Below are 6,109 nucleotides of genomic sequence, written 5' to 3'. Positions count from 1 at the left end.
TGTAGTTTGAACTCGGGTGGATATTTGGTGAACTTACTTCCTTTTTTAGCCATGAGAAAAGAACCTCCTTATAAGAACAGTATATAACTTTTTTATACTGTCCATTATAAGCGGTTCTTTTCAGATCAGTCTCTTTTTCTATTATCAACATCATCTCATTGTGACAAACTCCTCTGCCCCTGTTGGATGAATTGCTACAGTATTGTCAAAATCTGCTTTTGTTGCTCCCATTTTAATAGCCACCGCAAAGCCTTGAATCATCTCATCAACTCCATATCCAATACCATGAAGTCCAATAACCTTTTCATCTTTTCCTTGTACAACTAATTTCATACGACAGACTTGACGGTGAGCGGTGACAGCGGTGTACATAGAAGTAAACGTTGAGGTGTAAACTTTTATACTTTCTTTTCCATATTTTTCAATAGCAGCTTCTTCTGTCAATCCTACACTTCCAATTGCAGGATGACTAAAAACAACTGTGGCCACATTGCTATAATCTAGTTTTTCGTCAGGTTTATGGTTAAATAAACGTTCTGACAACCGACGTCCTGCTGCAACGGCAACTGGTGTTAACTCTAATTTACCTGTCACATCCCCAAGAGCGTATAGGCCTTCTACCGATGTATTTTCAAATTCATCCACGGCAATATAGCCTTTGTCTGTTAAGGCGACCCCTGTTTTTTCTAAACCGAATCCTGCAATATTAGGACGTCTTCCGATAGCCCAAATCAAAGCATCGACAGTAAACGTTTCACCATTTTCAAGATATAAAGTAAGCGTTTGATCTGGGTTTTTAACTACTTTTTGAGGAATCGCATAGGTATGTAAAATAGGACCATCAGCCTCCATCTCCTCTACCAGAACCTCAACAATATAGCGATCAAAGTGGCGAAGTGGACGATCTTGGCGGACAAAAAGATGTGTTTCCACCCCCAAACTATGGAGAACTCCAGATACTTCTACTGCAATATAACCAGCTCCTACAACTGCTACACGCTTAGGAAGTTCCTCTAGAGCAAAAAAGCCATCTGAGGTCATTCCATATTCAGCCCCTTCAATATCAGGATAAAGAGCATGCCCACCAGTTGCCACCAAAATATGTGGCGCAGTATAATAATCACCGTTTGCCTCAACAGTATGCTCATCAATAAAAGTTGCATAAGCCGATAACTTTTCAACCCCAGTTTGTTCAAAACCACGTTCATAAGATTGATGAATACGCTCAATATAAGCTTGGCGATTTTCCTTTAGGGTCTGAAAATCAAATCGATTAACAGAAAGATCAAAGCCATAATCTGGAGCATATTTATGAAGGGTTTCTGCCACTTGCGCACCGTACCACATGACTTTTTTGGGAACACAACCTAAATTGACACAAGTACCTCCTATTTCTTTTCCTTCAATTAAGAGGACTTTCGCACCATACATCGCTGCACGATTTGCAGAAGCAATACCTCCTGAACCTCCACCTATCACGATATAATCATATTTTTTCACCATATTGTTCTCCTTGTTTATTCTGATAAATCTACATTATCATAATTACGGAGTGCTAGCAATTTTCTGCTACGAGACAAAAAATCAGATTGGGTAATCTATCCAATCTGATTTTTTATTTATCTAATCCCTAAGGCGATTCGTGCATACCGACTCATTTTATCCACTGTCCAAGCTGGTTGCCATACCAACTTCACTTCTGTTTTAGTGACCTCTGGAATTTCCTTCATGGCATCATGAATTTGATCTGTTAATAAATCTGCCAGTGGACAGCCCATCGTTGTCAAAGTCATATCAATCTCAGTCGCCCCATCATCTTCAAAACGGATTTCATAAATCAAGCCTAGATTCACAACATCAATACCTAATTCAGGGTCAATGACCGTTTCCAATCCTTGTAAAATACGGTCTTTGATAGCTTCTACCTCTTGCTCTGTATAGTTTGCCATATCGTCTCCTTATTCTTCCATAAAGTCACGCAATTGTTTGCTACGGCTTGGTTGACGTAATTTACGAAGTGCCTTAGCTTCAATTTGACGGATACGTTCACGTGTGACATTAAAGACCTTACCTACATCTTCTAAGGTACGCATTTTCCCATCATCAAGACCAAAACGTAAGCGTAAGACATTTTCTTCACGATCTGTCAATGTGTCAAGCACCTCGTCCAACTGCTCTCTTAAAACAACACGTGTCGTATAATCTACTGGATTTTCAATCACTTCATCCTCAATAAAATCTCCTAAATGACTGTCGTCTTCTTCACCAATTGGAGTTTCAAGAGATACAGGTTCTTGTGCAATTTTCAAGATCTCACGCACTTTGTCAGGTGTCATATCCATACGCTCTGCAATTTGCTCTGGTGTAGGATCTTGTCCTAACTCTTGTAAGAGATTACGTTGCTCACGAACCAACTTGTTAATCGTCTCTACCATGTGGACAGGAATACGAATGGTACGTGCCTGATCGGCGATAGCGCGTGTAATGGCTTGACGAATCCACCAGGTTGCATAAGTTGAAAACTTAAATCCTTTAGAGTAGTCAAACTTATCCACCGCTTTCATCAAGCCCATATTACCTTCTTGAATCAAATCAAGAAATTGCATCCCACGACCAACATAACGTTTCGCAATAGAAACAACCAAACGTAAGTTAGCTTCAGCTAAACGTTGTTTAGCTTGAAGGTCACCATTTTCAACGGCAATCGCTAACTCTTTTTCCTCTTCATTGGTTAAAAGAGCAACCACACCAATTTCTTTCAAGTACATACGTACTGGATCATTGACTTTAGCTGAGTTACTGCCAAGTAATTCCTCGTCTGTTAACTCCTCTGGCTTGATCTCTGGAGTTTTATAAGTTGATGAAGGATTTCCTTGACTATCTGTAATTGAAATTCCTCCGTCTGCTAGGCGTTCAATTAAGTTTTCAATTGCCTCAGCTTCTAGTCCAAAAGGAGAGACCAGTTTTTCAAAAACCTCTGTATCTACTGCTGTTCCTGCTTTTTTATGATTACGAATAAAATCAGCTACTTGAACGTTAAATGTTGTGATTTCTTTACTTTTTGTCATTCCTATCCTCTATTCCATTTTTCTTTTCTGAGCAATCAACTGCTCCAAAGCTAAGGTCTCATAGTCTAAATCTCCGTGATGACTATTCTCACGTAGTGCCTTATTTTGTTTTAATAACTCTTCTTTTGTCACATAGCGCTCGATTTGACGTAAAATATCTGACACCTCTTCTTCAGTGACCTCTTTTGGAAGGTTTTCTTCCAAGACTTGATAGTAGGCTGATTGGACCTTATCATCCAATTTGGCCAAGTCCATCGTTCCGATCTCGCCTTCTAATTTTAAAATGTCATATAGCTGCTCAAGTGCAGCACTTTGAAATCGAAACTCCTCTTTTAATCGAAAGTCATTTAATAAATCAGGATGATGTATTAAGCGATGAAAAAGATGATTTTCAGCCCGCTCAAGTGAAGTCATTTGTTTTGTAATCGGTAAATCAATACTAATTTTAGCTTCAGCTTGACGGATGATGGCTTGATCTTGTCTAGTACTTAGGCGTTCATTATTAACAGATTGTTCAATTTGATAAAAGTTAAAATCAGGTAATAAGTCAGCCAAAAGAGAAATGTAAGTATTCTGGGCTGTAATAGACGGCACTTTGGCAATAATCTTTGCCATTTTTTCAACATATGCAATCTCTGTTTGCAGGTTATCTAAATTATGTGGTAAAAGGTGGTGAATCCAAAACTCCACATCACTTACACGAGATTCTTTTAATAAGTCAGCTAGAGCCTCCTTCGAATTTTTTTGTAAAAATTCATCAGGATCCATTTGATTAGGGAGACGAACAATTTCGACAGAAAAGTCTTTAAGCAAATCTAAAGCTTTGGCGGTTGCTTCTTGTCCAGCACGATCACCATCATAGACAAGCACTACTTTTTTTGTCACCTTTTGCAAATGCACTATATGTTCTGGAGTCAGCGCAGTTCCCATTGATGCTACCGCATGATTTATCCCTGATTGATGGGCGGCAATGACATCCATAAAGCCTTCCATGAGATAAACTTCACGATATTTGGAAATACTGGACTTAGCCTTATCCAGGTGATACAGCTCATAAGATTTATTAAAAATGGGTGTGGCACGAGTATTTTTATACTTTGCCTTTTTTTCTTGTTGATCTCGCTCAGTCCATATCCTACCCGAAAATCCTATCACCTGACCTGAATCATTTGAAAGAGGGAACATCAAGCGATTACGAAAGGAGTCAAATATATTATTCGTATCCGTTAAAGTAAAAAGACCAGAATTGAGTAATGTATTTTCATCCCATTTTTTTGATAACGATTGATAAAGATAATCAGCAGCATCAGGTGCTAGACCGATATTAAAATAAATCAACTGCTCATCTGTTAAACCTCTTGAATAGAGGTATTGTCGAGCAGCCTCTCCCTCTGTTGTTGTCATCAAAACAGCATGAAAAAATTTAGCTGCATCTTGATTAATTTGAAATAAGTTTTGGTAAGGATGTTCTTTTTTTACAGGAACTTGAATCTGTGGGGCAATATCAAATCCCGAACGCTTTGCAATAACCTGAACGGATTCCACAAACGATAAGCCTCTATATTCCTCTAAAAATTTAAAAACATCTCCTGACTTACCACAACCAAAACAATGAAAAAATTGACGATCTTCTAGAACGTTAAATGAGGGTGTTTTTTCTTTATGAAAAGGACATAACCCCAAAAACTGCCGTCCAGCTTTAGATAAGGTGACAACTTCTCCAATAACATCAACAATGTTAACACTATTTTTTATCTCAGCAATAGTTTCTTTTGTTAACGCCACACCATCACCTCCACACAAAAATCCCATTTTAAACAATATACTACATTATACCATTGAAAAAATGTAATGTAAAATAAAAAAATAAGTCAAAGTCTTTGACAAATAGATAGATAATCAGATATAATCATGTATGATGAAAAAGAAAGGAAAACATCATGATTAAAGAATTAAAAGATTTCTTGTTTAAAGGAAATGTCCTTGACCTTGCTGTTGCAGTTATTATCGGAGCTGCATTTGGTGCTATCATTACTTCACTTGTTGAAGATGTTATCACACCACTATTTCTTAACCCTGCTCTAAAAGCAGCTGGTGCAGAAAACATTGCACAGTTGACTTGGAACGGCGTTGCTTACGGTAGCTTCTTAAGCGCTGTTATCAACTTCCTTATCGTTGGTACTGTTTTGTTCTTCATCGTTAAAGGTGCCAATGCTGCTATGGCTCTTGGTAAAAAAGAAGAAGAAGCTGTTGAGGAAGCTGCTCCAACTCAAGAAGAATTGCTTACAGAGATCCGCGACCTTCTCGCTAAAAAATAAGCACAAAAGAAGACTAGTGTTAACGCTAGTCTCTTTTTGTACATTCAATTAACGCTAAAAAAGAAAAAAGATGAGAGACTCATCTTTTTCTTATACGCTCTTAGAATTTTTTACGTTTACGAGCTGCTTCTGATTTACGTTTACGTTTTACAGAAGGTTTTTCGTAGAATTCACGTTTGCGTGACTCTTGAAGAGTACCAGCTTTAGTTACAGAACGTTTGAAACGACGAAGAGCATCGTCAAGTGATTCATTCTTACGTACTACTGTTTTTGACATTTTTTTCACTCCCCTCATTTGCAATGTAACATTTTCACGTTCTTGAATATTTTATCACGATATAAATATGAGGTCAAGCTTTTTTTATATTTTTGTTATTTATTGTTCAATTGCAAATTCCTTTTCAGCTTCTAAATTAATACCATACTTCTCGCTAAAATATAGTGGGTAATTATCTGTAATCTTTTCTACTATTGTGCCACTATTTATTCTAAGCTTTTCTATCAAAAATACCCTATATTTAATTCTTTCCTTCTAAGGAAAATATCAATACATCAATGTCATAAATATAGAGACTAAGCGAGTACATCTATGGTTGCTCAGTTAGCTGATTATACTCAACCAGCCATTTTCTTTGGACAATACTCTCAACAAACCGCTGATCATGGGAAATCAAGAGCACACTTCCCTGGTATTCCTGCAAAAATTTCTCCAGAGCTTCTATG

The 6,109-nt window shown here is 37.5% G+C and carries 6 protein-coding genes; 1 reads left to right on the top strand and 5 read right to left on the bottom strand.

All coding sequences use genetic code 11. The features are described from left to right. Positions 1-150: 150 nt before the first annotated feature. The 4 genes from gorA to dnaG form a co-directional block, all read right to left on the bottom strand. Complete coding sequence (gorA, locus tag ACVRWY_RS09215; protein WP_354369887.1) at positions 151-1,503, bottom strand: glutathione-disulfide reductase; 1,353 nt, start codon at positions 1,501-1,503, stop codon at positions 151-153. A gap of 116 nt (positions 1,504-1,619) precedes the next feature. Further along, positions 1,620-1,949 (bottom strand): metal-sulfur cluster assembly factor, encoded by a 330-nt coding sequence (locus ACVRWY_RS09210; RefSeq protein WP_354369888.1) that lies wholly within the window; start codon positions 1,947-1,949, stop codon positions 1,620-1,622. Positions 1,950-1,958: 9 nt separating this feature from the next. Beyond that, positions 1,959-3,068, bottom strand: coding sequence for an RNA polymerase sigma factor RpoD (rpoD, locus tag ACVRWY_RS09205; RefSeq protein ID WP_354369889.1), 1,110 nt, complete (start codon positions 3,066-3,068; stop codon positions 1,959-1,961). A 9-nt stretch (positions 3,069-3,077) separates the two neighbouring features. Then, entirely contained in the window at positions 3,078-4,880 is a 1,803-nt protein-coding gene (dnaG, locus tag ACVRWY_RS09200) for a DNA primase (protein ID WP_354369890.1), read from the bottom strand. Between the two features lie 128 nt (positions 4,881-5,008). Between dnaG and mscL the strand changes: the two genes are divergently transcribed. Further along, positions 5,009-5,386, top strand: coding sequence for a large conductance mechanosensitive channel protein MscL (mscL, locus tag ACVRWY_RS09195; protein WP_354369891.1), 378 nt, complete (start codon positions 5,009-5,011; stop codon positions 5,384-5,386). 100 nt (positions 5,387-5,486) lie between these two features. Here mscL and rpsU read toward each other — a convergent pair whose 3' ends face one another. Beyond that, complete coding sequence (rpsU, locus tag ACVRWY_RS09190; protein ID WP_000048058.1) at positions 5,487-5,663, bottom strand: 30S ribosomal protein S21; 177 nt, start codon at positions 5,661-5,663, stop codon at positions 5,487-5,489. Positions 5,664-6,109: the final 446 nt, after the last annotated feature.

The organism is Streptococcus porcorum (assembly GCF_053203725.1).
This window is presented reverse-complemented; position numbering and strand designations above follow the sequence as displayed.